This is a genomic window from Candidatus Dependentiae bacterium, from assembly GCA_003511165.1.
In the GTDB taxonomy this organism is placed as follows: domain Bacteria; phylum Babelota; class Babeliae; order Babelales; family UBA12411; genus UBA12411.
In genome coordinates, this window is sequence record DOJW01000004.1 from 148,386 (window position 1) to 174,986 (window position 26,601).

The window sequence follows — 26,601 nt, forward strand, 5'->3', positions numbered from 1 at the left end:
ATTAAATTTAATTATTAAATTCGTATTAAATTAATATTTATCAAACTCTTCTTTTAATTTTTTATAAATATCTTTTAAATCAAAAGAAATCGGTTTTGTATCAAAAATTACTGCTATAAAATTAGCATCGCCGTTCCATCTTGGAACTATGTGAACATGCATATGAGTTGGTATTCCACCGCCACTAACTTTGCCCATATTTATACCGATATTAAAAGCTTCTGGTTTAAAAACTACTTTAATAATTTCAACAGCTAAATTTGTCTCTTCCATAATCAAAGATCGAACATCAAGGGGTAAATCTGAAAGCTGAGCTTTATGATCAAGCGGCAAAACCATCAAATGTCCCGCATTGTAAGGATAAAGATTTAACACAGTTACAGTATCAGCAGTTCTGCGCAGTACAAAATTTTGTTCATCATTTTTTTGCTTAAAAATTTCACAAAAAACACATTTGTCATCTGTAAATTTATTTTTGTCGCCAGTTACTTGCGCAACATAAGAATCACGCCATGGAGCGTATATTTTATCCATATCAAACTCCTTTTTATTCTTTTGGTTTCAAAGTACTTTTGATATGTAACTCTTTTAATTGCTTTTCATCAACAGTTGATGGAGTTTGCATCAAAAGACATGTTCCCGTCTGTGTTTTTGGAAATGCAATAACATCGCGAATTGAATTGGTATTTGCAAGTATCATAATTATTCGATCCATGCCAAAACCTAAACCACCATGAGGAGGAAAACCTAAGTTCTGGGCTTCAAGCAAAAATCCAAAACTTTTTTGTGCAACCTCTGGTGTCATTCCAATAACTTTGAATACTTTAGCCTGTTCTTCGCTATCATAAATTCGAATTGTTCCGCCACCAATTTCTTCACCATTACATACAAGATCATAAGAACGAGATCTAATATCTTCAAGCTCCATATTTTCCCAACCTTTTTGCGGTTGAGTAAAAGGGTGGTTAACAGTTTTCCAGCGCTTATCTTCTTCATTCCACTCGAACATTGGAAACCGTTCAACCCAAGTGAATGCAAATTTTTCCCCGTCCATCAGATCAAAAGCTTTGCCAAACTCAAGTCGTAATTTACCAAGAGCAGTCCAAGCATCTTTGTATTTTCCTGCGATGATAAAAATTGTGGAATCTTTTGTAACTTCAGAAACAATATTTTTAAATTGAGTTAAAAAATCTTTTGGCAAAAATTTAGAAATTGCAGATTCTGGCTCACCATTTTCATTGAAGCGAATGTATACAAGGCCGGCAACTTTTAGCTGAGAGGTTGCAAAATCAACCCATCGGTCAAGCTCTGAGCGGCTAAACTTTTTATCATTCACAACAAGCGCACCAATTTTGCCTCCGCCTTCAACAACCGATTTTAAAAACTTCACATCAGTGTTTGCAAAAACATCTGTGACATCATTGATTTTTATACCAAATCTCAAATCCGGCTTATCATTGCCATAACCTGCAAATGCTTCATCGAATGTCATAGACGCAAGTGGAAGTTGTATTTTTATTCCTCTTACTTTTTCCCAAATTGATGCAATTATTCCTTCAGCTACAGCCTTAACATCATTTTCTTCTACAAAAGACATCTCAAGATCAAGCTGAGTAAACTCTGGCTGACGATTTGCTCTCAAATCTTCATCGCGAAAACATCTAGCAATCTGGAAATATTTATCCATTCCGCTAGCCATAAGAATCTGTTTATAAACTTGAGGCGATTGGGGTAGGGCATAAAAAGTACCTGGCATCAGACGGGAAGGAACCAAAAAGTCGCGCGCGCCCTCTGATGTACTTTTGGATAAAATTGGAGTTTCGATTTCGTAAAAACCTTGATCGTTCATATACTGACGAATTGCGAAAATCGCATCATGTCGAAGTTTGATAATATCATGATGCTTTTGATATCTAAGATCTAAATATCGATATTTCAAGCGAAGCTCTTCATCAACTTTTTCTATGTTATCAAATTGAAATGGGAGGGGTTTGGACAAGCTCAAAACAGATAACTCATCAACTTGGACTTCTAATTTTCCAGTTTTCAACTTTTCGTTAATCAAATTTGGAGCTCTGTTTATTACTTTGCCTTTTATAGAAATCACATATTCATGTTTTAAACTTTGTGCCAAATCAAAAATATTATTTGGGAGTGTTTGAGGATTAAAAACCAACTGAACTAAACCTGTTCGATCTCGCAAGTCGACAAAAACAAGTCCACCATGATCTCTTTTTGTATTCACCCAACCTACTAAATTAACCTCTTTACCAAGAAGTTTTTCGCAAACTTCTCCACAATAAGATGTACGCTTAAATTGCATTTTTTTAACTCCTCAAAAATTGAATTTTCAATTTCGCCAACAATAAAAATTTATAACATAAAAAAATTTTAAAGTCTTTTGAAATAAGGTGATTGTAAATATCAATATTTTGGGGAAAAATAATAAAATTTAGTCAAAATCTCTTGGATTTTATAAATTGTATGAAAAAATGTATTTTCTTACAAAATACTATTATTATTTAAGGATATTTATTAAAAAACGTTAAATTTTAACGCGACCCGGGAGTGTATTGCAAATTGAATTTTTTAATATAGACTATTAATAATACTCCTGGAAAAACTTAAAGCTAATCTTGAATTTTAATTTTAATTAAGGAAATATTTATGAAAAACACATTAAAATGGATATTTTTGGCTTGCGCCTTACTTTCATTGCAAGCACCAATGATTTTGGGAGGACCACTCCAAGATGAATGCGGATTCTCAAGAGAACCAGAACGGGGAGACTTGAATTCAATATATCGCCTAAATAACGGTTTAAGATTTTTAAAGAACGATCTATTAGATATCAGCCGGAGAAAATTGACGGGTAATTTTGCCAGAATTGCTGCAGGCTTAAACCTAATTAATTGCAATCTTTCTTTTGATGGCCCAGTTCTTGACTGGGAGATTATAGCATCAGGTTTATTTAATATAAGAGGAACAAGTAATATTCGAGCATTTGAAATAATTAGTAACCATTTAGGTTCTATAGTAGCAGATATAAATAATCTCCTAGAAGCAAATTTTTTATCACCAGCTCAAGTAAATGAAATAACTCACATGAAAGAACAAGCTTCACAAGCTACACGAAACATCCACGAGGTATTATTTTTTGAGCAACCAGAAACAGTTATGCCATCCGAACCAGATTCTACCGCAGAATCGAGCGCATTCGCCCCACAACATGAGCCAGCAGCCTCTTCTTCATCAAGCTCTTTTTATAGAAGAGAAGAAGGGTCAGCAACAGAGCCCAGAGATGAAGCAGCCATCAAATCTTTTAGTGATTTGATAGAGTTCCCAAGCGCAACACAATATGCCACCTTACCAAATACTTCTGATACACGAGAAATGCCAGCACCGGCACCACGCGCGCGCTTGCGCCGAGAAGCAGCAGCCTCTTCTTCATCAAGCTCTCCAAGACCGGAAAGGCTTGAAGAAGCAGCTCCATCAGACCCAACTAGATCTATATTGCCACGCGAAATGCAAAGTATTTCAGATTCAGCCATGGCTATGCAATCTGTTATAGCGGCAAGAAGAGTTGTCACAGCAGGCACCATGCCTTCTCGCTTGCAGGACCGTCTTAGAGTTACAAAAGACGACGTAAAAGGAGAACAAGTTCGTGAATGTCCAATTTGTTCTGTGGCTATGATCGCTGATAATGCAACAGAATTACAAGAGCTAGGATTTTTACCTTGTGCACACTTTTTTCACTTTAATTGTATACACCCATGGGTAATAGGACATCATACTTGTCCAACATGTAGAAGACATGTAGAAGCATCTGAAATTCTCCGAATTATGCCACAAGCAGGACGACCTTTTGTTGCCGCAGATGCCTTGAGAGAAGCGGAAGATAGAACTCGCATTGAACTCGAAAGACAAGTAAATGGCATTCTTGAAAGACTTCAAAGAGAAGCTCGCGATAAAAGCATAGAACAATCTGTATTATATGGTGTTTCACCAGAAGAAATGCAATCAATTTTATATATTAAAGCCCTCCAAAACTCTTTAAATATTATGATGGACGAAAGCCAAATCCCAGAAGGAGCATCACTTGAATATGCGATAAAGAGATTTTTTGAAGAAGCTGATAAATGCCGAAACATTATAACGGCAAGACATCCCGAGCTATTAAACTTATTATAATAAATAAACTAATAAAAAAGGGCGGAAAAATTTCCGCCCTTTTTTATTTTTCTATGTTTTTTAAAATTTATAATCAATACCTGCGTTCAATAAATAAGCAGTATTATTGCTCAAACGATAGTTTGCGGAATTTATTCCTGATTTATCTTTCAAATCAAGTTTTGCAAATACATCGCCTCGAAGTGGTAAACCCTTCATATCTTTGTAATATGTTCCAGGCAAGAAAATTGCAAAATCGGTGAAGAAGTTTAAATTTTTAAGCATTAAATACTTAACTCTAAAGTTCAACTCAACACCAAGGAATCTGCTTGCAAAATGATTTGGATCATAACCGTCAGTTGTGGCATTATATTTGTGTGATTTGAAATTCTTAAAATAACCTAAAACGTTAGTTTGAATCATGCATTTTTTAATATCATGTTCAAGCGGAAACCATGTCAAACCTGTACCAAAATATTGCATATCTGTAAACGAGCCGTCATCTCCAGCCTCTCTATCATTTGGCTGAATTGACATAGGACGCTTAAGCTTTCTAGAATCCAAAACAAATACGCTCGGCACTCTAGATCCAGAATAACCTTCTTGAATACCTATAAAACCTTTATATTTTTTGTCTCTTTCTGTTGTAGAGTTTTTAGGCAAATGAGGGTTTTTATCACCAGATGCAAAACCATAAGCAAGCGCCGCTTTCAAATCTTGTTTTTTAAATGTATAAGCAGCATCTGCTACAAACATCCAGCCTACATATTTATTTTTGTAAGAAGGACGATATCGGTCTGTTGCGTTCCAAAGACCCGGAGCAAATTGATAATTATTCAAAGCTCTCAAATCATCCGAGCTTGCCATATTAAATGCACTATCAACATAGTCGGTATTAATCGACACAGAAGATTGAACAGCACTTGTTGCAACAGCAGCACTTCCACCTTGTGATGTTAAAACTTTGCTATATCTTCGAACAACTACACCATCAGAGTTGGTAGAAAGTTCTAAAATATTCCTATCGATAGCATAAACAGTTTCGCGACCAAAGTTGAATGCGCCTTCCATTCCAAATTCAAAATCGCCTTTTGCATATTCAAAACCAAGACCCGTTGCTCCTAATTCGCTTTTGCCATCACCGTCAGTTTCTATCCATCTGTCTGAACCTTCGTTGTACATCCAATATGGTTCTAAATTTAAAACTCCAAAGCTTCCAGTATCAACCGCTTTCCATTTGAATCTTGCTGCAAATAACTCATTATCTTTTCCATAACCTCTATAAGGAGTAGCTTTTCTACCTATAACGTTTGATTTGATATGGTTAAAAGTTTTTGAAAGAGTGTCTGAATTTTCCTCAAGCCTTGCATAGTACAAATCGTAACTCAAACGGTTTCTTACGATATCGCCATAAAGATTAATACCCGGTGCGAATTGATCCGTGTTATACCCAGAAGAAATTCCCAAAAACTCCTTGCCTCCTGGACCATAAATATCACCCAAGGCAATCCCTCTACCAAGTGAAAATGGGAATAAACCCAATTTAAGATATTGCAATCTTTCATCTTCGCTTTTCATAAGAGGATTAAGGCTAAATTGTAACCATCCCTCTCGAAGTCCTATAAAAGGAACTAAAGCTCTATGACTGTGCTCTCCAACAACTGTATCTAAACCGTCAATTTTTATAGGTTCTTCAACAGTAGAGAATGCTTTTCCACTATCTCCCCAAACAGCTTTTGCTCGAAGATTGGTAAATACTTCTACAGCTTTATATCCGTACTTTTCTTTTCCAAAAGTAAGGTCGCCTGACATATCTACTGTTTGTTTAAAGTAATTGAATCTATCTGGAACATGTTTATTTAATAAAACAACATTTTTTGTTTGATAAGTTTCTATTTTTGTTCGACCACCAAAAGAAAGCTCTATATCTCCGTTTTTGATAGATAAATTTCCTTTTTCGATCAACCCTGCGCCAGAAGTATCTTCTGCGCGTTCTTTTTCAATCGTTGTAGTATTGGTTTTTTTAATTTTTTTTACAGGCTCGCTTGCAGCGAGTAAAGAAACACCAAATAGACCAAAACAGATCGCTTTTTTAGTACTGTTTTTTAACATTTAATCTCCTTGCATTATTTATTTTTTTTACTAGAATAAAGGCTTATCTAAAGAGATCAGAAAATTCTTAGATAGGTAAACGACAACACATATTTAAATAGAATCTAGCTTTTGTCAATAAAATTCTATTTACAAAAGCGGCACTAATAAGACACAATTGGAATAGTTTTTCACTTAGAATTTGTTTTAAAGTCTATCCACTTTGTTTATTTTTTATTTGATTTATAATGGAAAAATAGAGGTTTTTATGAAAAAAAATATATTTGGATTAACTTTATCAGAATTTGAAAAATTATTTGTCGAATTAAATGAACCATCATTTAGAGCAAAACAACTTTGTGAATGGCTTTATCAAAAAAATGTTTTAGATGTTGATTTGATGTCAAACGTCTCAAAATCGCTAAAAGAAAAAATTAAAGAAACTTTTACAATAGAAATGCCGCAAATACACAAAATTAGTGAATCTCAAATAGACAATTCTTACAAATTTCTTTTCAAAACGCATGACGAACAGTTTATAGAGTCCGTTCTTATGCTACAAGAAGACCGTGCAACAGTTTGCGTATCTTGCATGATAGGATGTCCTTTAAAATGCGCATTTTGTGCGACCGGATCAGATTTGAGATTTGTGAGAAATTTAGATGCTGGTGAAATATTAGGCCAAATCTTAACGATTCAAAATTTTATAAAAGAAAAAAATCTTGCAAAAAAGATTACAAATATCGTTTACATGGGAATGGGAGAGCCTTTATTAAACTTTATAAATGTTGAAAAAAGTATAGAGATTTTAATTAGCCAATGGGGTTTCCAATTTCCTCACACAAAGATAACAGTTTCGACCGCTGGAATAACAGACAAAATTGCAAAATTAATAGAAAAATTCAGAGTAAGAGTCGCAGTATCTCTACATTTTATCGATGATACTAAACGCTCACAGTTCATGCCAATCAACCAAAAATATCCACTTGGCGAATTGGTAGCAACTCTTAGAAGAATAGAATTAAGCAAAAGAGATTTTATAACAATCGAATATATCATGATAAAAGACGTAAATGATACCTTCCTTGATGCACAAAAATTAGGTTATTTACTAAGTGGAATACAAGTAAAAATCAATTTAATACCGCTCAATCCTACAAAGAGCTTCAATCATGAACCGTCGACAGAAGAACAAATAGACAAGTTTATAAAATATTTATGGTCAAAAGGATTTGTCACAACAGTCCGCCGCAGCAAAGGCAAAGATGTCTCCGGAGCTTGCGGACAACTTGCTCTTAAAAATAAATAACACTAAAATTATAAAATAAATTTGATAAAAAAGAGGCCGGTTTTATACCGGCCTCTTTTTTTACTCTAAGATTGTTGCTGTATCAGGATCTTGCATATCACTAGCGTTTTGACCCGTTGTCCAATTTATCGCAACTTCATGCAGATCTGGATCAACATAAAAACTTTTCTCTTTAAACTGTAAACGTCTATAAAAATTCAACCATATTGGAAATGACGTTTGACTACCAAACACATCTTTTCCCATACCTACTGCGTCATCTCTTCCAACATAAATAGCTGTAGTTAACTCTGGAGTAGCTCCAACAAACCAGTTAGTCGTAGAATCATTTGTAGAACCAGTTTTACCAATCGATTCGGCATCTATCCAATTGCCATAAAGAGTTTTTGCTCGTCTCATTCTCCAGGAAAGTGCATGCATCATTTTGGAATTAATTTTTGAATCCAATACTCGATGTTTAGGAGCATCTGATGATTGCCATAAAACTTTACCCCTTGCATCCTTCACGGATTCTATAAAATATGGCTCAACATAAACCCCATTGTTTGCAAAAATATTAAATGCTGCAACATTTTCTAAAACTGTAGATTCACAAATACCTAGCGCAAGAGAAGGGTATGGCAAAAGCTGTTTATTTAGACCGCACGATTTTGCAAGCTCTATCACAGGATTATAACCAACTTCTAAAAGAGTTTTAACCGCCACAATATTGTCTGATATTGTAAGAGCTTTCAAGAGAGTCATCGCACCATCAAACCTATGTGTCCAATTGCGTGGTTCATAATTATCACCATTTGGCATTTCAATCGAAATTGGTTCATCAACAAAAACAGTTTTCATAGATAAACCTCTTTGCAATGCCGCTGCATAAATTAAAGGTTTAAATGATGACCCCATTTGACGAGTAGCCTGAAATGCTCTGTTATACTGTGATTCACTAAAACTCAAACCCCCAACAAAAGCTTTTATTCTGCCACTGCTTGGTTCTACAGCAACTAATCCACCATTTAAATTATTACCAAGAGAGCCTCGCCATTGCTGAATTATTTCTGCAAAAGATTTTTCTGCCGCTTCTTGAGTTTGACGATTAAGCGTTGTATAAATTTTTATTCCCTTATTTTCAAGAAAATCTTTTCCCCATTTATTCTCAGCCCAGATCCTTACCCATTCCTGAACATAAAGACGCATTGGTCCTCCAATCATAGAACCATGAATAGCAAGAGGTTCATTGCATGAAGATTCAAACTCTTTTTGAGAAATCATTCCAAGCGAATTCATACTTTGCAGAATCAAATTTCTTCTTTTTTTAGATTTTTCAAGGTCATTTAATGGAGAATAAAATTGGGCAGATTTTGCAACCGAAGCAAGCGTCGCCGCCTGTGCAATATCAATTTGATTTACAGATTTATTCCAAAATCTTTTACATGCAGCTTCAACGCCATAGATTCCACGACCGAAATAAATGTTGTTTGCATAAAGTTCAAAAATTTGTTGTTTTGTAAGTTGTTTTTCAAGCTGAACGGAAAGGAAAATTTCTCTAAATTTTCGCAAAAAAGTTTTTTCGCTATTCAAAAATAATAATCTTGCTACTTGCTGTGTGATTGTACTTGCACCTTGCAATCTTCTACCACTTTTAAGATTAACCCAAACAGAGCGTAAAATTCCTCTGAAAGAAATTCCATTATGATCAAAAAAACTATGATCTTCTGCTGCGATAAATGCATTTACCAAAATTTTAGGAAGTTTGTTAAAAGGAACATACTCTCGACGCTCGTTTTCAAAGTAAGCAAGAACCTTGCCTTCGTCATCAAGAATCATAGAAGAGTTATGGCTTTTAAGTTGCGAAAGAACAGAAAAATCTACCCATTCTTCTTCTAAAATGTAGAAAGCAGCACCTGAAAAAATAAACAGAAAGATAATACTAAAAATTAATAATTTACGCTTGAACACAAGAGACTCTTATTTTTTAATTTTTTAAACGATTAATTCTGCTACCGATGAAAGCAGCTACAATTATTTTTATAAAATCACCCACCAAAAAAGGATATAACCCTATATTTAAAAGGTTATTTCCCTTCACATACATCGATAAATGTAACAAACCAAAAGAAAATAGCAAAATCTGAGCTAAAAAAAGCTTGAAAAACGCTAAAATAAAAGATTTTTGACCCCAATTTTTATTAACCACTATAAAAAAAATTGAAAAAAACCAACCAATTAAAAATCCACCAGTTGGACCTAATAAATGTAATAAGCCACTATTTGCATGGTAAAAAAAGGGTAAACCCAAAACACCTTGCAAAAGATACAAAATATATGCTGAAAAAGCATAATATCCAAAAACTAAAGGCAATAAAGCGCACGTAAATACTTGAAGCGTGAATGGAACCATTCCGATCGGAATAATAAATTGTGAAGAAATTGCATATATCCAAGATAAAGCAATCGTCAAAGCAATTTGATTAAGAGATATTTTTGAAAATGCATGTGCTAAATTTTTTTGAAAATATTTTGAACAAAAACTTTTAATCATTTTTTTAACCCCCAGAATAAAAAATCCTAAAAATACCCCACAAAAAAAAATTAGGGCAGCGCTCTAAAATTTAGAGCGCTGCCCTAATAAGTTATTTCATAAGCGCGTCGCGGAACGTGTCAAGTTCATCCAAAACTTTTCCAGCTCCTAAAACCACACTTAAAAGAGCATTTTCTGCTATTTTGACAGGTAAACCAGTAACTCTCGAAACTAATAAATCCAGATTCTTAAGCTGTGATCCCCCACCAGACATCATAATACCTCTATCAACTAAATCTGAAGATAGTTCAGGAGGAGCATTTTCAAGAGCAGATCTTATAGCATCGATAATTACGGAAATAGGTTCTGATAAAGATTCAAAAACCTCTGACTCTGTTAAAGTAATTGTTTTTGGAATACCAGAAACAAGATCTCGTCCTTTAACTTCTGTCGATTTAGTTTCTGTTCCCAAAATAGCATTCCCTATTTTTATTTTAATTTGTTCTGCGGTTCTTTCACCAATAAGCAAATTATATTTTCGCTTAATGTACTGAACAATAGCTTGATCCATCTCATCGCCACCAACTCTAACCGACTTGCAGTAAACAACATCTTTTAGCGAAATGATAGCAACTTCTGTAGTTCCACCACCAATATCAACAATCATATTTCCAGCAGGTTCTTCAACAGGCAAACCGGCGCCTATTGCAGCAGCCATCGGCTCCATTATTGTATAAACTTCTCTTGCTCCAGCTTGTCTTGCAGAATCTTCTACCGCTCTGCGTTCAACTTGAGTAATTCCTGATGGAACTCCAATAATCATTCTAGGACGAACTAGCTTGGATCTATTATTGTGAACTTCTCTAATAAAATATCGAAGCATACTTTCTGTAAGCTCGAAATTTGCAATTACACCATCACGCATAGGGCGACATGCAACAATACTTTCTGGTGTTTTGCCAAGCATATCTTTTGCTTTAAAACCGGCAGCCAAAACTTCATTAGTACCATTTTTAACAGCAACCACAGATGGCTGATTCAAAACGACACCTTTATTTTTGACATAAATAACTGTATTAGCCGTCCCAAGATCTATCGCAAGATCATTTGAAAAAAAACTAAACAATTTTGCTGGAAAAAATTTCATAAAAACTCCATCGCACAACTAAAAAATCACACATTCCGTAAATTAAAAGTTAAACTCCGCCCCGATTGTAAATTGAGTACTTTTGGGAACGTACTTCCCACCAATCCAATTGAAAGGAAAATCAAATACTGCAAAGAACTTCGGATTCAGAGGCCATTTCTTCATTGCTTCATAAGAATCATATGCCACTTGGAATGTCAAATAATTCGCTCTCCATTCTGTAAAGCTTTCTTGAGGAAATAAATTTGATGCTAACTTTGCCTTCTCCCACTCCGGACGAACATCATATAAATCATCATGCTCATGCCTTAAATATGTCCATCTAAGTTGCAAATTTAAGCCATCTGCTAAATTTGAAATATCCAAATAAGGAGAAAATTTAAAAAGCAGACCAGGTTCAACTCGCATCTTTCCTCTTAATGCGCTGAAAATCATTGGTTCATCACCACTTGGCATTCTTGTATCTTTTTGTTTATCAAACTGATGTAAAAATCCAAGCATTAATCCAAATTTCCAATTTTCTCTAAATTCAAGCTCCGGCATAACATCTACATAAACACCGCCATGCCCATCTCCCATAAAAGGAATGGACGCTGGTTGATTAGCCTCTCTCGTATTTGAAGTTGGAATAATAAGACCACTTTTTAAACTAAAATTTATACTATGCATAAAATGAGTATATGGCCAAGAACCGCCCAATCTAAAATATAAATCTAAATCACCAACACCAGTTTCTACATAATCTGGCCCTGTAAATCCCATTTGTGCATGAACATTTCTTCTAACTCTATCAACCTCTATTTTTTCACCATCTTGCAAAGGAAAACCAAGAGCAGAATCGTTTTCATTTAAAATAAAATTTTGGTGAGATGAAACTCTCATAATCGGAAACCAAATTCCAAGAGATAAACCTTTCCAAGGCAAATATTGCTCAAAATTAAAAATTCCACCCTCAGCTCGAGCTTTACCTGCTATATCATATTTAATAGATTTATCTACAAATTTATCAGAACCTACAAAGTCATCTAGAAATGGGTTTTTAAAGGTCCCCATTTCTATTTTTTCGGTATAATCTTTCAAACTATTTATAACATTTTTCAAGTCATATCTATTTGTAAGATCATAAATTCCTATCACCTTATCGTCACCCCAACCCCATGCTCGAGTAGATGATGACACAAATGCAGATGCTTCAAAAGAAGCAAGCCGTTTGTATTTTGGATAAGTAGGAGTTTTCTCTAGAAAAGGAAAATATCTATTTGCATTGTGTGTTGGCTTTAAAAAAATGCTTACACTTATTAAAGCTAATAAAGATGCTAATTTTTTAAGACTAAATTTTACCATTACAACAAACCTATAACTTAAAAACTTTTTAAAGAACTTATCTTTTTTATCTTCTGTTTTTTATTAATATTCTTAGACTTTATTCAGAAAATAAACGCATGCATTAATTTACATAAGAAAAAATATTTTTGAAATAAAAAATTAACCATAAATTTAAAACAAATTGCATCCCAAATTTAAAATTGGACTAACAAACCAAAAATGTTAATATGGAAAAAATTAAAAAACAAGGCTGTATGGTTAGAAAATATTTACAAAGTGAATCTAATGGATAAAAAATACATTGTCGTATCTAACTGGAAAATGAATAAATGCATCAATGATGCTTTAACATTTTGCACAAGCAACTTAGAAAGTTTAATAAAAATATCCGAAACTGAGCCTGTTTCTATAATTTTATGTCCATCTTTTTTAGGATTATATCCCCTTATTAAAATATTCAAAGATACAAGTATAAAAATAGGATCCCAAGACTGTTCGTCTCATCTTAAAGGCAGTTATACCGGTCAAATATCTGCCGAATGTTTGCATGAAATCTCATGTGATTTTTGCATAATCGGACACAACGAAAGAAGAAAATATAATAATGAAAAAGACGAAGAAATCGTACAAAAATTTTTCCATTTGATAAATTTTGATATAAATCCAATATTGTGCATTGGAGAGACAAAAGAACAGTTTGAAACAAAACAAACATTCAAAATATTAGAGGAACAACTAAAGCATGTCCTCGAATTATTTAACTCCAATTTCGTAAAAAAAACATTAACTCCCTGCATATCTTATGAACCAACTTGGTCAATAGGTACCGGAGATATTCCCGACAAAAAACACCTTGAAGTGGTATTTGCATGGCTTGCTAATATCTGTAAAAAAAACGCCTCAATGAGCCAAGTAAAATTACTTTACGGAGGAAGCGTCAGCGAAGATTCAATCGACATGATCAAAAAAATAAACTTCATTGATGGATTTTTGATAGGGAACAAAAGTCTAGAGTTTGAATCCTTTGTAAAAATTATATCTAAACTAAAAAAATAAAATGAGTTATCTTATAGGAATTGATTATTAAAATATAAAATAAAAAGGAATATTAATTATGATGACATTTTTAATGATTTTATTTATTATCGTTTGCTTTTTTCTAGCAATTTTTATCTTCATACAAAAAGGAAAAGGTGACTTGGGGCTTGGTAGTCTTGGCGGAAATCAAATGTTGTTTGGAGGATCTGGCGGTCAAGATTTCTTTGAAAAAATAACATGGACATTAGGTTCTATTTTTATTTTAGGGGCTTTGGGTTTAGCATTGCTAAAAACACACACTAGAGAAAAATCTATCATCAGTGACTATTCAATACCAATGCAAAAAACAATCCCTGCAATTCCAGAAACAAAAGAAATGCCTAAGCAAATGCAGCAAAACCCCACAGATATTCCAGCAGAAACAACTGAAACAAAAAAATCTTAAAAAGCTTTCTTTTGAAAAACAATTTGTTTAACCTTAAACCAGTTTTTTTAATTTCACTTTGGTCGTAGGTTGCTAAATATGCTATTAAAATTTGTTGATTCCATTGGCGAAATTGCAATCGAATACTGTCACAATATGGGGCTGGCAGGAATTTTTTTGTATGAAACTCTTATTTCATTTTTTACAACTAAATTAAAAATTAATAAAGTTGTATATCAAATCAATCACATTGGAGTAAATTCTCTGAGCGTAGTCGCGCTTACTGGCGCCTGCGTTGGAGGTATTTTAGCTTATCATACCTATAGCGCATTACACAGATTCAACGGAGAACAATTTATTTCACCAATCGTTTTCATATCAATGGTTAGAGAATTTGGTCCCGTTTTATCATCAATAATGGTAGCCGGCAGAGCAGGTTCAGCTATGACTGCAGAAATAGGAACTATGAAAATCACAGAACAAATTGATGCGCTACAAACTCTATGTATCAATGTAAGTCAATATTTAATGATCCCAAGAATAGTTGCAACAACTTTTATAATGCCTTTTTTATCAATGTTTTGCTCTTTGTTTGGAATTCTTGCCGGATATATAGTTTCGATTTATTTACTTAATGTAAACTCTGAAATGTACATGCGCATGATAAAACAACATACAGAAATGTTTGATATAACAAGTGGACTTATAAAAGCTGCATGTTTTGGATTTATTTTATCTTGGATAGCAACTTACAAAGGATACACAACAGAAGGTGGCGCTAAAGGCGTCGGTCTCTCTACAACCCAAAGCGTTGTTTATGCCTGTCTTTCAATATTCATCGCTGATTATATTTTAACAGCTTTAATGTTTTAAAAAGTTAATAAAATGATAGAACTCATAGATTTGAAAAAATCTTTCGGCGCAAAAAAAATTATCGATGGAGTCAACCTCCAAATAAATTCTGGTGAATTTTTGGCGATCATAGGAAGATCAGGAGAAGGTAAATCTGTTTTATTGAAACAAATAATCGGATTAATAAAACCTGATAGCGGACAAGTAATCATAGACGGTGAAGATATAACAAAATTAACAAAACATGAACGCGAAAAAGTTTATAAAAAATGTGGTTATGTTTTTCAATTTGCAGCACTTTTAGACTCCTTAAATGTTTTCGAAAATGTTGGTATATCACCTATTGAAAATGAAGAAGATTTAGAAAAAGTTAAGCTAACAGTTTTGAAGCGCATAAAAGATGTTGGTTTATCAGAAGATACTTTATATAAATATCCACATGAGCTTTCTGGTGGAATGAAAAAAAGAGTTGGGCTCGCAAGAACATTAATGTTGAACCCACAAATTATAATTTACGATGAACCTACAACAGGTTTAGACCCTATTACTGTTCGATTAATTCACGAACTTATCAAACAAACACAAATAAAGTTTAAAACAACTTCTATTGTAATTTCTCATGATATAGAAATTTTCAAATACGCAGATCGCGTTGCAATGTTACATGGTGGAAAAATAGTTTTCGTAGGCGATGCAAAAACAATATGGGAAAGTAAAAATCCTTACATTTATCAATTTATCAGAGGACTAACAGAAGGCCCGATAGTCAACCGTTAAATTTCATAATGTTTCAAAGCATTTTTCTCAATTACATTTTTGAATTATTCATTTTAAATAAAATAAATGTATAATATATTTTTCAAAACAAAAAAACATTCTTGCGTCATATAATTTCGAATATTTTTTTACTTGACATGGCAAATATTTAATGAGTAGCTTTGTTCATATAAATTTTAAAAGAAGGGTAATTTAAATGAGGCAACAACTTTGGCAATTGAATAGTTCGTTGCTCTTGATTTTCATCATCACACTTGGTGTTTCTTTTGTTGTAAAAAAACAAGCACCGTTCATAAAATTTATTCCTGCTGCAAAAATTTCACAGATTGTAGAAAAACCAATCGAAGAAAAAATTTCTCTTGAAGAAATTTATAAAAAAGATTTATTTGACACTTATGCTGCTGCCGAAAAACCTAAAGAAGAACCATTGTTTGGGCCAATACCGGATCCAAAACCTCCTAAAATGGTAGCAATCCCTCCTATAAAACCTCCAGAATTTTTAGCTCCACTAGATATAAAATTAAAAGGAATTTTATATTCTAGCGATCCTGATAAAAGCGTAGTACTGCTAGAAGATGAAACAGGAAAAGAATTAAGTTACTACTTAGACGACCAAATCAAAGATGGTCAAATCATAAAAATCAATAAAGAAAAAGTTATAATTTTACGCAGCAATGCACAACAAGAATCTATCTTTTTAAGAAATGAAGATAATTTCTTAAATGCTCAACAAAATGAAAGATGGGACGGAATAATCAAAAAAGTTAATGAAACAAATTACATTATAAATCCAAACAGTTTCAAAGAAAAAATACAAACATTAGGACAATTTTTAGATGCGGTTGATCCTGCAACTATTTATTCTCAAGGATCACCTTTCGGCGTTCAAATCGGAAAATTTTCAAGCAATGACGTTGGAGTAATGTTGGGGCTTCAAGAAAAAGATGTCATTATTTCTATAAATGATTTAAATGTCACTTCATCAGCAAATAGATATGAAGTTTTTGACGCCATAACACATGCAAAATTAAATGATATTATAAAAGTTCAATTAAAAAGATCTAATCAAGATCTAACAATAAATTATAAACTCGCTTATCTTGAAAGAAAAATACAAAAGTTCGGATCACCATCTCCAGAAAAGCCACAATACATTTTCCAAATGAGCCGAGAGCAAATGCGCTCCGAACAAAAAAGAAAATTTCAAGAAGTACATCCAATAAATATGCAAGAATTGAATATGCTTTTAAGACAGCGATATCTTGAGAATTTAAACTTAAGAGAAAAAAATATGAGAATTTATTAACAAAGGGTTTTGATTCATGAATAAGATTTTTAAATTTTTAAATTTTTTACTATTATTTTCGCTACAAATCCCTTTTGTTGACGCTAGATCACGAAAAGCTATGGGAAAAAATATCCTTGATTTAAGTAAAAATTTAATCGAAAACCCTTCACCAAGCTATCCAGTAGAAAATCAAAAATTTGTACAAAATGATATCATGGCACAAAATATCATTGAAAATGAACTCGCAAATATGGTAAAAGGCATAAACGAAAACGATCAAGTAGACAAAATTATCAAAGAAACTCCAAAACAAAATTTACACGAAACAGTCAAAGAATCAACGGATCAAAATAGCAATGATAAAATTTATCTAAACTTTGAAAATGCAGAATTAACAAATTTTATAGATTACATAGCAGAATTAAAAAAAATAAATATCATTCCTGACAAAACGTTAACCGGAAACAAAATATCTTTAACAATCAGAGAACCAATTTCTAAAGATCAAGCCTGGAGAATTTTACAAACTATCGTTGATTTATCTGGTTTTAGCATTGTAAAGATTGGCGAAGTTTTCAAAATAATCACAAAAGATAAAAAAATTGCACAACCTCTCCCAGCTTATATTGGAGTTGCTGCAGAAAGTTTGCCCGATAGTGATGAAAATATTCGCTACATTTCTTTCCTTGCTAATCTTAGAGCTGACGATGTTATTCCTTGGGTTGATAAAATGCTCGGAGATCCCCATGTAGCACTAACATTTCCTAATGCTAATGCTCTTATCTTAAGCGATAAGTCCTACAACATAAAATCCGCTATGAAAATCGTTCAAGAGTTAGATAAAACTGATAAAAAAGAAACTTATGCTTTTATCACACTGCAACAAGCAAATGCAACTGATGTAAAAGATCTTTTAAATGCTTTGATGGATGGAAAAAAAGAAGATCCAAGACTTGCGCAGCTCGGTTTTCTGTTTGGGCAAAAACGCCAAGACGACTCTTCTTCATATTTTCCTTCTGGTACCAAAATAATAGCTGACGAACGAACAAATTCTCTGATTTTGCTCGGCAGCCAAGATGCTGTAGACAAAATAGAAAAATTTATAAAAGAAATTTTAGATAAAAAATATGAAAACGAAATAGAATCACCTCTGCATGTGTATGAATTAAAATATATTGATGCGCAACAAGTAGTTGATTTATTAAAAGAGGCTTTAACTCAGCCAGAATCTCCCACAGGACAACAAGCATCCAAGTTTGGCGGAGTAAGAAGCGGTGTAAAATATTTCAAAAATATAACTTTAAGAGCCGATAAAACAGGAAACAGAGTTTTAGCATCATGCCCTGATAAAAAAGATTGGTTTTTGCTCAAGGAAACAATTCGCGAACTGGACAAACCTCAACCTCAAGTTGCAATCGAAACATTGATAGTCATTGTCGACAGGGTAGACAACAAAATGCTCGGTGGACATGTTAGAAATCCTAAAGAAAATAGCCTTGGACATTATCCTGCATATCAAAGCACGGGCATAAATAATACTATTTTAAAAACAGACAATGGTCTTTCTACTGGTAATCCAGTATCTCTACTTGGTAACTTAATAAATGATATTTCGGGATCATTAGGATCTTCTGTTTTAACATTTGGAAATGCAGCTACAAATAATATTTGGATGATTTTCCAAATGCTTCAATCAATCACTTACACTAGCATAGTCGCAAGACCATTTTTAACTGTTTCAAATAAATACGAATCTTCTTTGACAATCGGTGAAACCAAACGAGTAACATCACAAACAACAATAACAGCAGCTGGAGGTCAAGGTGTTTCTGGACAAACCGATGACACTGCTGATATGACCGTAAAAGTAACTCCTCTCATAAATGTTGATGGAGTTATAAATCTAGATATTGATATTTCTTATAATGAATTTATAGGTGAAACCAGTAATAAAACTAATAGAAATTTAAAAACACACGCGTCTATAGCAAATGGACAAGTGCTAGCGCTGGGAGGATTTGTAAAATCCAAAAATACAGAATCCAAAAAACAACAACCTCTTTTAGGATCTTTACCAGTCATAGGATGGATGTTCAAAAATAAATCAAAAACACTTGATAGAAAAAATGTTTTGATTTTCATGTGCCCTACAATTCTCAAACCTCGAACAACCGCCGGTATAGAGTTATATTCTAGAATGAAAATGCATGAAGCGAAAACTGCTCTTGCAGAATCCTCAGAACTTCAAAGCTCTCATGATCCGCTTAATGAGTGGTTCTTTAATCCAGACAGAAAAACATATGCTAGAAAAGTGGATGATTTTGCAAATGCAAGATATCAACCTGTTACTGTAGATATCAAAAACGATCTCTACTATCGATCTAAAACAGAACAAGAAGAAGAACTCGACATCGGCCTTTATAAAAAAGATATAGAACGTGAACAAAAAGAACAAAAAATCGCATCTGAAGAAAAATCCACAAACAGTAAGGATAATTCACAATGATCGCTAAAATATTTTTACCTGAAAAAATATTTGGAATGCAGTTAATCCCAAAAAAGGTTTTGTCCTTTTCGTTAGATGAAAAAGCATGCTGCGCAGCCATTATTTCTATATCAAGATCTAAAACAGAAATATTAGATTTAAAAACTGAATATCTTGCAGAAGGCGATATCTCAGCTTTCAAAGAAAGAGCTATCGAAGCTATAAAAAAAGTAATTAGTTCTATCAAAACTTCTTATGACGAAATTAATATCACCATTCCAGCCTCAAGTGTAGTTTTTAAAGAATTAACAATTCCTCTCAAAAATCCTGAAAAAATAAGACTTGTTTTGGAAAATGAAATAGCTCCTATGCTCCCATTCCCCGTCGAAGAATCTGTTTTAGATTTTAGGATAACAAAACAATCAAAAGAAGATCTTGAAACTCAGATTTTAGTTGCAGCAATACAGAAAGAAGAGCTAGGCGATATTATAAATATATACGAGCAAGCAGGAATATCTGCTACAAAAGTCACAATAGATTTATTTGCTTTATACAATCTTTATCAACAAATTCCTGATTACAAAGATTTAAAACTAGGCTCAGCCATCATAGATGTAAAACAATATTCAACAAGAGTAGCCTTTCTACAAAACGGAGAGTTACGACTAATAAGAAATATACCTAAAGGAATCCAATCGATTGTTAATTCGATAAGCCAAGAAATAAATATAAAGCCAAATGAAATTTTGGAAGAGTTAATAAAAAATGGGATTATCACAAACAATCACAACCCACAAAGCCAAATAATAGAAAAACACCTTATATCTTTTTTAAATGATATACAGTTTACTTTAAACTCATTTGCTTCCAAATTAAGCTACTACAAAGAGATCGAAAAAATTCTTTTCAATTGGCCAAGCGATCCTATAAAAAATTTCACCGACTTCGCAAGCAATGTTTTGCAAACAAAATGTGAATATTTAGAAGCAGAAAAACTGCTATCTGATAAAAAGATCCAAAAAGAAAATCCTACCGACTCTTGGTCAAAATATGCCATAGCTATAGGGGCTGTTTTCCAACCGTCAAACCAACCCGAATTTAATTTACGAAGAAAATTTTTCGAAATTTATCAAGAAAATTTGGTTATCAAACAAATCAATTCCGCATTGATCTTATTGGGATCATTAGCAATATTTATCGCAGCATATGGAAGTTTTGAAATCTATAGCCTTTACTCAAAGTTAAGCAACTTAGAAAATCAAAAAGCATCTGAAGTCCATAAACAACTAAGTCTAGCTCTAAAAACGACTGATAAATCTTTAAAAAACAAAATAGAAAAAGCATTAAAAACATCCAATCTGGAAACTATGAATGAAAAAGGAGTGGTAACAGGAGGTTTAAACAAACAACTGTCCGAAATCATAGGATTAGAAGAAAACTCCTGGGGACTTTTGAAAAAATTAAAATTTCCAACACTCGAAGTTTTAGCTGAGCTTGTAAAAATCATAGATAGAGAAAAATTTAATATTACAATCAAAGAAATGAACATGTCTGTTAATCAAGAAATTTTACCAACAATAGACGTTATAGGATTCTTTAAGTCAAAAAATGAAGGTGAAGATTTCCAAGATTTTGCGAAGTTTCAGCAACAACTTACAGAAAAAAATATTTCCGAATTTCTTTATTTAGCTTCCTCTGATAGTGATCTTGGAGATGAGGGTGATGGTAGAGTTAAATTCACATTAACATTTAAACAAAAAGAAAATTTATAAAAAAATGATAAGTAAATTAATTGAAAAAATTTTAAATTTTATAAATCAACTTGATCAAGAAAATTTTAAAAAATATTTAATAATTTTAATTGGTGTATTGCTTTTCATTATTGGCAGCGCGCTTTTCTTTATCCAAAGTAAAAGTAGCTCATTGATAAACCAAATACAAGCAGCTCAAAGAGCTGCTATAAACAGTAATAAATTAATTATCAAATTTCAAAACGTAGAAAATCAAAAATCAAAGCTACAAAAAAATTTGGATTCTCTGCAAGATTTTGATATCAAAGGATTTTTTGAATCTTTTACAAGATCAAACAAAATAAAATCTGATGGCAATTGGACATTTGCAACAATATCTATCGCTGGTAATGACCTTCTGGAAGAAACGTCGCTGCAAGCAACTTTCAAAAATTTAACGATGGAAAAGCTTGTTTCTATACTTAAAGAGCTAGAAGAAAAAGATAATATCTATGTAAAAAATTTAAAAATAACAAGAGAAGAAAACAAAACACTTTCTATTGATATAATGATAGGAACTTTAAAATATAAACAGGTAGATAAAAGATAAAATGGAGAAATTATGAAACAAATAAAAAAGATTTTTTATTTATCTATATTCTCAACCATGCTGATTAACCTTCAATTTAAATCGGAACAACCGTCACCTTCTAATTCTTCGATTGAAAATTTAAGCCAAACAATAACTTCAACCACCAATGTTGAAAAAAAAGAGCAACCACAAATAATTAATGCAAATATTACCCCAAAGGAAACTGAAAAGGGTAACATTTATTTAAATTTGCAAGACACATCGCTCAAAGAAGTTTTAAACTACATTGCTGATCAAAAAAATATAAATATTATTCCACATAAAGATTTGGACAATATCAAAGTATCAATGTCCACCAGAGACCCTTTGACCCTTACCCAAGCATGGAATGTTTTATTAACACTTTTAGACTCCAACAACTTTTCTCTCATAAATGTAAACAATTTATATAGAATTGTTCCAAGCAATTTAAGCAAATCTAATCCTCTTCCTCATTTTATAGACACGGATCCAGAAACTCTTCCAAATAATAATTCGCAAATTCGATATATTTATATATTTAAAAATATTAAATCTTCAGATGCTGCACCTTTGCTCGAAAAATTTTTATCCCCTGGAAGCTACATGGATAATCAAACTTTAAATGCATTTTTGATTACTGAATCTAGTTTGAATATAAAAGCTGCAATGAAAATCATAAAAGAGCTCGACACAGGGGGACTTCGAGAAGATTTACAAATTATTCAACTGCAAGAAGCAAATGCGGATGATATCGCAAAAAAATTTAATGATGAAATATTAGGCCAATCTCAAGAGGCAAAAGCTATGCAGATAATGCGCATGGTACCTCAAAAAAGAATTGCTTTCTTCTCTAAAGCTATAAAAATCATTCCCGATTCTCGCTTAAACAGACTGATATTACTAGGGCCTTCTGACAACTTAAAAACAGTAAAAACTTTTATAGAAAAAAATCTTGATAAATCCATAGTATCTCCAAACTCTAGACTTCACATCAAAGAACTAAAATATGTCGATGCCTCGTCCATCGAAACATTGCTCAAAGATATGGTCTCTCCTCCAACAAAAGACTCTAAAACCTTAATAGTTGGTCAAGTAAAATATTTCGAAGATGTTAATGTAGTCGCAGAAAAATCTCAAGAAACATCTGGCTCAGGAGACTCTAAAACAACAATAAGCATTGGATCTGGAAATAGATTAATCATTGCCTGCAACAGAGACGACTGGCGAAGAATAGAAGATTTTATAGACAAGATAGACAAACCCCAACCACAGGTTGCTATAGAAGTATTCTTTGTAGATGTAAGAGTAGATAAAGAAGCAGAACTTGGCGCACAAATTCATAGCAAAAATTCATCTAAACATGCTCAATTCGCGACTGCACATATACAAGCTGGGTCTGGATGGTCCGGGATGCGTAATTTGATAAATATTCCCGTTGGATCCACCCCAAACACAAACAAATTTCTAGGAGTTTCTGATGGAAACTTCCTATCCCTAGGTCGAACCGGAAATTTATACGCTATGATAAAAACTTACTTTACAGATGAAACTACACAAATATTATCACAACCTTATCTTGTTATAAAAAATCAAACAGAAGGTATTTTCAACTTTGAAGAAGAAAGATTAATAAACGGACAAATAGATTACAGCTCAACAACGCCTGTCCAAAAAACTGAACCTGTAAAAGCTTCTACTATGGTTAAATTAACTCCACGCATAAACTTAGACGGAATAATAGACTTAAAAATCACAATCAATATAGCAGAATTCGAAGATTCTACAGGCAATCTTAATGCTAGAACAAATAGAAATATTGAAACAAGATCAACGCTAGGCGATGGTGAGGTTTTAGTTGTTGGTGGATTACGCCAAAATAAAAAAGAGAACAATGTTTATAAAACAAGTCCCCTAGAAGCTATTCCTATACTTGGTTATCTATTTAAAAATAAAGATGCTACTATTGAAAAAAAGGATCTGTTTATCTTCATAAGGCCAACATTAATAAAACCTCGATTTGAAGGTAGACCTTGTGACTATACTCAATTAAAACTCGATTATGCAAAACTGCAAATCCAACGCCAAGAAGATTTCCTTTTATCTAAAGATCCTATTGATAAAATGATGTTCCATCCCTCTCAAGAAAGATTCAAAACGCTTGCAGAAATAAAGGATGAAGATATAAAAGATGTCTTAAATTTCACAAATGCAAAAGATATTCCTCAAGAAACGCTCATCGATTTGGATCCAACATTTTCTAAAATTACAGATCCAAAGAAACAACTCAAGCGACAAAAACGAATTGAGCGCAGGCTTGAAAAACAAGAGGAAGAAGAAATAGTTGAAGTGAAAACACTCGAAAAAGCGTCATCTAGCTAGTTGCAACAATCTATTATATTTTGCTACACGCTCACCTCTTGCCGGAGCTCCACATTTAAATTGCCCACCATTACATCCAAAAACTAAATCCGCGATAAATGTGTCTATAGTTTCTCCAGAGCGATGTGAAATAACCGTTTTATAATTTATAGATTTGCAATATTTGATAGTTTCAATAGTTTCGCTAACAGTTCCAATTTGATTTGGCTTGATCAAAACAGCATTTGCACAATGACGCTCAACGCCATATTTAATTCGCTTTTGATTTGTAACGAAAAGATCATCCCCAACCAATTGAACTTTCCCACCTAATTTTTTAGTTGCACTCTCCCAAGTAGCCCAATCATCTTCTGCAAATCCATCTTCGATTGAAATTATAGGATATTTTGCTAACAAGTTTTCATAAAAATCGATTAAATCTTTACCACTAAATTTGTTCCCATAAAAATCATAAAAATTATTTGTTTCATCAAAAAATTGTGAAGCTGCAACATCCAAGCCTATTTTTATTTCGCCTTCTAAATTTGCAGATTTTATCGCTTCTACAATAAAATCTAAAGCCAATTCTTCTGGTAATTTTGCGCCTTTTGCAAAAACAGGAGCAAATCCACCTTCATCTCCCAAATTCGAATTAAATCCTTTTTTTACCAAAAGTTTTTTCAATGTTTGATAAACAACTACAACTTTTTCTAAAGATTTAGAAAAATCTTTTTCACCAGTTGGAATAATCATAAATTCTTGAAAATTTATACCGTTATTTGCATGAACTCCGCCATTCAAAACATTAAACATGCAAACAGGAATTGAAGGTTTCACGCCAAAATATTTTGCGACAAGCTCAAAAAGTTCTAATTTTTCACAATGCGCTTGCGCCCTTACAACAGCCATACTCGCAGCAAGAGTAGCGTTTGCACCTAAACTGGATTTATTGTCCGTCCCATCAAGATTAATTATCTCTTGGTCCATTTTGATAAAGTCTGGATTTTTGCCAACTAAAAGTGGCGCAATTTTATTTTCTAAATTGTTAATCGCCTTTTTTACCCCTTTACCAAAATACCAATTTTGATCTCCATCGCGAAGCTCTACAGCTTCATATTTTCCAGTCGACGCGCCTGAAGGAACACTAACAATAACGCTATGTCCATCTTCCAAATTCAAACTACACTCAACAGTAGGAAAACCCCTAGAATCCAATATTTCTCGTCCTGATATCTTCTTAATTTTCATAAAAAAATCTCCTTTCTTTTCAAAATATAATTGCTATACTACTTCGTTACTAAAAATATAAAAACTACTTAAAATCCCAATTTTCACATATGTACAAAAAATATAAAGTCCCTCCACTTTTATTTCCACTAACAAGTTTTATTATCGGAATATTGTTACAAAAAAGTTACAACTTTCAAAATATAACCCTTTTTTCTTTTTTAGCAGTTTTATCTTTAGTTACTGCATTTTTTGCAAAATTTAAAACAAAGTCAAAAATTTTTGATCTATTATTTTATTTTTCTATTTTTTATTTCTTTTTATTTGCAGGAATTTATCTTTTCCAAAAACAAATAGATGATATGGAAGAAATTTGCCAAAAAATCGATGGCAAAACAGTTACAATGGTTGGCACAATACAAGACAAGCAAGCAATTCAATCTCCATTTTTAAAAGAAATATTAAAGCTAAAAATAAATAAAATTAAAGAAGAAAACGACTTTGATTTTAAAAATGAAAATTTTAATATTTTGCTTTATCTAAAAGAAGATTCGAATCTAGAAGTTTCAGATTCTATAAAAATAAACAACATCGAAATAAAACCAATCGAGATAAAAGGAAATTTATCAGAAAATCAAACCTTCAAAGACTATTTGGTCAAAGAAGATATAGCGACTACCATTTTCCCAAAAGAATTAAATTATGAACTTTTAAATAGACCCGAGTATTCATTTAAAAGATGGATAGCTCAAAAAAGAATTAATCTTTTGCATTCAATAAAAGAAAAATTATCACCTCACGCAATATCTATGTATTCATGCATTTTTTTAGGCGAAAAAAAAGAAAACTATTTTTATATAAAACATACGCGGCATATGTATAACTACTGGGGAATAACTCATTACTTAGCAAGGGCAGGAATACATTTAACAATGTTAATTTTTGCTTGGAAAATATTAATTGGATTGCTTCCAATATCTTTTTATCTAAAACATCTTCTCTTATTACTTTTTAGCATATCGTATTCACTACTCAGCTACCCAAGCATCACATTTATACGCGCTATTTTAATTTTTTTATCTTATGAGATAGGGAAACTAATAAATAGAAGATCAAATTTTTTGCATATGTTAACTTTGATATGTTTAACAATATTAATGTTAGACCCGTATCAGATATTTTTTGTGGATTTTCAATTAAGCTTTGGAATTACATTTGCACTTGGATTTTTCATGCAAAACCAAAATAAATAAA

General features: G+C 32.6%; 20 protein-coding genes. 12 read left to right on the plus strand and 8 right to left on the minus strand.

What is annotated here, in order from left to right; all coding sequences use genetic code 11:
- Positions 1-30 precede the first annotated feature (30 nt).
- Positions 31-534, minus strand: a complete 504-nt coding sequence (locus DEA20_02465; protein ID HBS48037.1) for an HIT family hydrolase — start codon at positions 532-534, stop codon at positions 31-33.
- Between the two features lie 13 nt (positions 535-547).
- Entirely contained in the window at positions 548-2,323 is a 1,776-nt protein-coding gene (locus tag DEA20_02470) for an aspartate--tRNA ligase (protein HBS48038.1), read from the minus strand.
- A gap of 344 nt (positions 2,324-2,667) precedes the next feature.
- On the opposite strand from DEA20_02470, the gene DEA20_02475 reads away from it, so the two are divergent.
- Complete coding sequence (locus tag DEA20_02475) at positions 2,668-4,191, plus strand: hypothetical protein (GenBank protein HBS48039.1); 1,524 nt, start codon at positions 2,668-2,670, stop codon at positions 4,189-4,191.
- 60 nt (positions 4,192-4,251) lie between these two features.
- On the opposite strand, the gene DEA20_02480 is transcribed toward DEA20_02475, so the two are convergent.
- Positions 4,252-6,282 carry a hypothetical protein gene (locus DEA20_02480; protein ID HBS48040.1) on the minus strand — a complete coding sequence of 677 codons (2,031 nt, stop codon included), beginning with the start codon at positions 6,280-6,282 and terminating at the stop codon, positions 4,252-4,254.
- 247 nt (positions 6,283-6,529) lie between these two features.
- On the opposite strand from DEA20_02480, the gene rlmN reads away from it, so the two are divergent.
- Complete coding sequence (rlmN, locus tag DEA20_02485) at positions 6,530-7,570, plus strand: 23S rRNA (adenine(2503)-C(2))-methyltransferase RlmN (protein HBS48041.1); 1,041 nt, start codon at positions 6,530-6,532, stop codon at positions 7,568-7,570.
- Positions 7,571-7,630: 60 nt separating this feature from the next.
- On the opposite strand, the gene DEA20_02490 is transcribed toward rlmN, so the two are convergent.
- From DEA20_02490 to DEA20_02505, 4 genes are all read right to left on the minus strand, one after another.
- On the minus strand, positions 7,631-9,520 hold the full coding sequence (locus tag DEA20_02490; protein ID HBS48042.1) for a hypothetical protein: 1,890 nt from the start codon (positions 9,518-9,520) through the stop codon (positions 7,631-7,633).
- A gap of 16 nt (positions 9,521-9,536) precedes the next feature.
- A complete protein-coding gene (locus DEA20_02495) occupies positions 9,537-10,103 on the minus strand; it encodes a hypothetical protein (GenBank protein ID HBS48043.1) in 567 nt (188 codons plus the stop codon).
- A 91-nt stretch (positions 10,104-10,194) separates the two neighbouring features.
- Complete coding sequence (locus DEA20_02500; protein HBS48044.1) at positions 10,195-11,229, minus strand: rod shape-determining protein; 1,035 nt, start codon at positions 11,227-11,229, stop codon at positions 10,195-10,197.
- A gap of 42 nt (positions 11,230-11,271) precedes the next feature.
- Positions 11,272-12,573 (minus strand): hypothetical protein, encoded by a 1,302-nt coding sequence (locus DEA20_02505; protein ID HBS48045.1) that lies wholly within the window; start codon positions 12,571-12,573, stop codon positions 11,272-11,274.
- Between the two features lie 201 nt (positions 12,574-12,774).
- On the opposite strand from DEA20_02505, the gene DEA20_02510 reads away from it, so the two are divergent.
- The 9 genes from DEA20_02510 to DEA20_02550 all read left to right on the plus strand — a co-directional run bounded on the left by DEA20_02510 (position 12,775) and on the right by DEA20_02550 (position 24,141).
- On the plus strand, positions 12,775-13,611 hold the full coding sequence (locus DEA20_02510; protein ID HBS48046.1) for a hypothetical protein: 837 nt from the start codon (positions 12,775-12,777) through the stop codon (positions 13,609-13,611).
- 58 nt (positions 13,612-13,669) lie between these two features.
- Positions 13,670-14,038: a preprotein translocase subunit SecG gene (gene secG, locus DEA20_02515; GenBank protein ID HBS48047.1), complete on the plus strand. Its 369-nt coding sequence runs from the start codon at positions 13,670-13,672 to the stop codon at positions 14,036-14,038.
- A gap of 78 nt (positions 14,039-14,116) precedes the next feature.
- The gene (locus DEA20_02520; GenBank protein HBS48048.1) at positions 14,117-14,890 is read left to right on the plus strand and encodes an ABC transporter permease; all 774 of its coding nucleotides are present in this window, start codon (positions 14,117-14,119) and stop codon (positions 14,888-14,890) included.
- A gap of 12 nt (positions 14,891-14,902) precedes the next feature.
- Positions 14,903-15,646 carry an ABC transporter ATP-binding protein gene (locus DEA20_02525; protein ID HBS48049.1) on the plus strand — a complete coding sequence of 248 codons (744 nt, stop codon included), beginning with the start codon at positions 14,903-14,905 and terminating at the stop codon, positions 15,644-15,646.
- A 196-nt stretch (positions 15,647-15,842) separates the two neighbouring features.
- Positions 15,843-16,952, plus strand: a complete 1,110-nt coding sequence (locus tag DEA20_02530; protein ID HBS48050.1) for a hypothetical protein — start codon at positions 15,843-15,845, stop codon at positions 16,950-16,952.
- A 16-nt stretch (positions 16,953-16,968) separates the two neighbouring features.
- Positions 16,969-19,440 (plus strand): hypothetical protein, encoded by a 2,472-nt coding sequence (locus DEA20_02535; protein HBS48051.1) that lies wholly within the window; start codon positions 16,969-16,971, stop codon positions 19,438-19,440.
- The gene (locus DEA20_02540) at positions 19,437-21,191 is read left to right on the plus strand and encodes a hypothetical protein (GenBank protein ID HBS48052.1); all 1,755 of its coding nucleotides are present in this window, start codon (positions 19,437-19,439) and stop codon (positions 21,189-21,191) included. Before DEA20_02535 ends, DEA20_02540 begins: the two co-directional genes overlap by 4 nt.
- 4 nt (positions 21,192-21,195) lie before the next feature.
- Complete coding sequence (locus DEA20_02545; protein ID HBS48053.1) at positions 21,196-21,759, plus strand: hypothetical protein; 564 nt, start codon at positions 21,196-21,198, stop codon at positions 21,757-21,759.
- A gap of 12 nt (positions 21,760-21,771) precedes the next feature.
- Positions 21,772-24,141 carry a hypothetical protein gene (locus tag DEA20_02550; GenBank protein HBS48054.1) on the plus strand — a complete coding sequence of 790 codons (2,370 nt, stop codon included), beginning with the start codon at positions 21,772-21,774 and terminating at the stop codon, positions 24,139-24,141.
- Here the strand turns inward: DEA20_02550 and DEA20_02555 are convergent.
- Positions 24,130-25,368 (minus strand): phosphopyruvate hydratase, encoded by a 1,239-nt coding sequence (locus DEA20_02555; protein HBS48055.1) that lies wholly within the window; start codon positions 25,366-25,368, stop codon positions 24,130-24,132. The two genes, DEA20_02550 and DEA20_02555, sit on opposite strands and share 12 nt — an antisense overlap.
- Before the next feature lie 89 nt (positions 25,369-25,457).
- Between DEA20_02555 and DEA20_02560 the strand changes: the two genes are divergently transcribed.
- Positions 25,458-26,600: a hypothetical protein gene (locus DEA20_02560; protein ID HBS48056.1), complete on the plus strand. Its 1,143-nt coding sequence runs from the start codon at positions 25,458-25,460 to the stop codon at positions 26,598-26,600.
- Position 26,601: the final 1 nt, after the last annotated feature.

Excerpts from the sequence above, each read along its gene's own strand:
- DEA20_02495 (HBS48043.1), bottom strand. The coding sequence starts at position 10,103 with ATGATTAAAAGTTTTTGTTCAAAATATTTTCAAAAAAATTTAGCACAT.
- DEA20_02475 (HBS48039.1), top strand. The coding sequence starts at position 2,668 with ATGAAAAACACATTAAAATGGATATTTTTGGCTTGCGCCTTACTTTCA.
- DEA20_02520 (HBS48048.1), top strand. The coding sequence starts at position 14,117 with ATGCTATTAAAATTTGTTGATTCCATTGGCGAAATTGCAATCGAATAC.
- DEA20_02500 (HBS48044.1), bottom strand. The coding sequence starts at position 11,229 with ATGAAATTTTTTCCAGCAAAATTGTTTAGTTTTTTTTCAAATGATCTT.
- DEA20_02535 (HBS48051.1), top strand. The coding sequence starts at position 16,969 with ATGAATAAGATTTTTAAATTTTTAAATTTTTTACTATTATTTTCGCTA.
- DEA20_02470 (HBS48038.1), bottom strand. The coding sequence starts at position 2,323 with ATGCAATTTAAGCGTACATCTTATTGTGGAGAAGTTTGCGAAAAACTT.
- DEA20_02560 (HBS48056.1), top strand. The coding sequence starts at position 25,458 with ATGTACAAAAAATATAAAGTCCCTCCACTTTTATTTCCACTAACAAGT.
- DEA20_02555 (HBS48055.1), bottom strand. The coding sequence starts at position 25,368 with ATGAAAATTAAGAAGATATCAGGACGAGAAATATTGGATTCTAGGGGT.
- DEA20_02540 (HBS48052.1), top strand. The coding sequence starts at position 19,437 with ATGATCGCTAAAATATTTTTACCTGAAAAAATATTTGGAATGCAGTTA.
- rlmN (HBS48041.1), top strand. The coding sequence starts at position 6,530 with ATGAAAAAAAATATATTTGGATTAACTTTATCAGAATTTGAAAAATTA.
- DEA20_02505 (HBS48045.1), bottom strand. The coding sequence starts at position 12,573 with ATGGTAAAATTTAGTCTTAAAAAATTAGCATCTTTATTAGCTTTAATA.
- DEA20_02480 (HBS48040.1), bottom strand. The coding sequence starts at position 6,282 with ATGTTAAAAAACAGTACTAAAAAAGCGATCTGTTTTGGTCTATTTGGT.
- DEA20_02465 (HBS48037.1), bottom strand. The coding sequence starts at position 534 with ATGGATAAAATATACGCTCCATGGCGTGATTCTTATGTTGCGCAAGTA.
- DEA20_02510 (HBS48046.1), top strand. The coding sequence starts at position 12,775 with ATGTTAATATGGAAAAAATTAAAAAACAAGGCTGTATGGTTAGAAAAT.
- DEA20_02525 (HBS48049.1), top strand. The coding sequence starts at position 14,903 with ATGATAGAACTCATAGATTTGAAAAAATCTTTCGGCGCAAAAAAAATT.
- DEA20_02550 (HBS48054.1), top strand. The coding sequence starts at position 21,772 with ATGAAACAAATAAAAAAGATTTTTTATTTATCTATATTCTCAACCATG.
- DEA20_02545 (HBS48053.1), top strand. The coding sequence starts at position 21,196 with ATGATAAGTAAATTAATTGAAAAAATTTTAAATTTTATAAATCAACTT.
- secG (HBS48047.1), top strand. The coding sequence starts at position 13,670 with ATGATGACATTTTTAATGATTTTATTTATTATCGTTTGCTTTTTTCTA.
- DEA20_02530 (HBS48050.1), top strand. The coding sequence starts at position 15,843 with ATGAGGCAACAACTTTGGCAATTGAATAGTTCGTTGCTCTTGATTTTC.